Genomic DNA, 1,517 nt, shown 5'->3' with positions numbered 1-1,517 from the left:
GAGGGCACCGAGGCCGCCCGCCGGACGGACCCGGCGCGACCGGCGCCCGTTACCATGCGGGCCGGCCCGCGTCATCCGCGCGTCCGGTGGCGCGGCGCCCGACGCGCCCGTCCGAGGCATCGTCCGGCACCCGTCACGCTCGCACCATGCCTCCGGATAGCAATGCATTTGGCGATAAACTGCAATTCGAAGTCAGGTCTGCTTCGGACGATCGCTTATCCGGCGCCCGCGACTTGCCTCCGTGGAACCGTTCTTGTGTGAAGCAGGCGTCAGCAAGCACTCGACAAGCCGCATCATATGTTTATGTTGGCGCGCATGACGCCCGTGATCCAGTGCCTGCGCAAGGTCGATCATGCTTCCGCCGTCGCCGATTCGACGGTCTCCAAACGCGTGCTCGAAGCCCTGAACGAGCTGGAGAGCGCCTATCGCCGACCCAGCGAGCGCATCGTTGCCCTCGAAGCGGTCCTGCAAGAGTTCGACCGCCGTGGCTGCCTGAGCGGCACCCCGTTCGGCCGGCTCCTGCGCCTCACCGTCGAGCGGCGGCAGAACAAGTGGTCCCGCTGCGCCTGACGCGGTTCCCCCCTCCGGTCACGACCGTCCCCGCCGAACGCCCCGCGCCGGCTGCGGCGAGCGCGTGACAGGCCGTTTGACGTGGGCGTTTGACATGGGCGGAGGCTGCGACTAACGGGGCCGCTCTCCCGGATCCCTTTCCCTTCCGTCCCCAGAGGTTTGCAGCCGTGGCTAGACCGGAACTCGGCGTCAAACGCCAGTGCATGAATTGCGGTGCCAAGTTCTACGATCTCGACCGTGATCCGGCGACCTGCCCGAAATGCGGCACGATCTACCAAGTCGCGACCTCCCGCGTCGCCCCGCCCGTCGCCAGCCGCTCGGATGACGACGAGGACGAGGAGGAGAAGGGCGGTCCGGAGATCGTTTCCCTCGACGAGGCCGAGGCCAGCGAGGACGATACCGATATCAGCGTCGACGACGACGAGGGCGGCGACGATGCCAGCGGGGGTGCGGACGACGACACCTTCCTAGAGGAAGAGGACGGCGACGACGACGTCTCCGACCTGATCGACAACGACTCGGACGGCGACGAGGAGGGCTGACGCCCTCCCCTCCGGCGGCTGATCGGAACCATCAGCCGCCGAAGCGCTCCGTGCGGACCACGCCCGGCTTGACGCCGGCATCCACCAGGAGGTCGGCCACGGTGCCGACGAAGCCGTTGCCGCCGCAGACGAAGGCGTGGCGCGGCATGCCGAGGCACTCGATCGCCGTGTCGATCATCACGCGGTCGATGCGCCGGCCCGCGGTCGCGCCCTCGCGGGTGAGAAGCAGGGTCAGGTCGAAGCCGGTCTCATCGCGGGAGCGGGCGGCGAGCTCTCCCCGGGCGATGGCCTCGGCGGCGCTGCGCACCGAGTAGATCAGCAGCATCGGCACCGCGGGCGCGCGCAGGGCGCGCTCGCGCACCATCGCGAGCAGCGGCACGACGCCGGAGCCGCCGCCGATCAGCA

3 protein-coding genes are annotated in these 1,517 nt (G+C 69.3%); 2 read left to right on the top strand and 1 reads right to left on the bottom strand.

Going from position 1 to position 1,517, the window contains the following annotated elements; translation table 11 throughout:
• The first annotated feature begins 303 nt into the window (after positions 1-303).
• Together MFF42_RS26310 and MFF42_RS26305 are read left to right on the top strand one after the other, a co-directional pair.
• Complete coding sequence (locus MFF42_RS26310) at positions 304-570, top strand: hypothetical protein (RefSeq protein WP_238258893.1); 267 nt, start codon at positions 304-306, stop codon at positions 568-570.
• A gap of 167 nt (positions 571-737) precedes the next feature.
• Positions 738-1,112: a TIGR02300 family protein gene (locus MFF42_RS26305; RefSeq protein ID WP_238258892.1), complete on the top strand. Its 375-nt coding sequence runs from the start codon at positions 738-740 to the stop codon at positions 1,110-1,112.
• A 31-nt stretch (positions 1,113-1,143) separates the two neighbouring features.
• Here MFF42_RS26305 and MFF42_RS26300 read toward each other — a convergent pair.
• A partial coding sequence (locus MFF42_RS26300) for a ferredoxin reductase domain-containing protein (RefSeq protein WP_507763124.1) occupies positions 1,144-1,517 on the bottom strand: 374 nt, incomplete at its 5' end.

This window comes from Methylorubrum podarium, from assembly GCF_022179745.1.
GTDB classification, from domain to species: Bacteria; Pseudomonadota; Alphaproteobacteria; order Rhizobiales; family Beijerinckiaceae; genus Methylobacterium; species Methylobacterium podarium.
The sequence above is the reverse complement of the archived record's forward strand: the minus strand, read 5'-3'. Positions and strand labels throughout refer to the sequence as shown.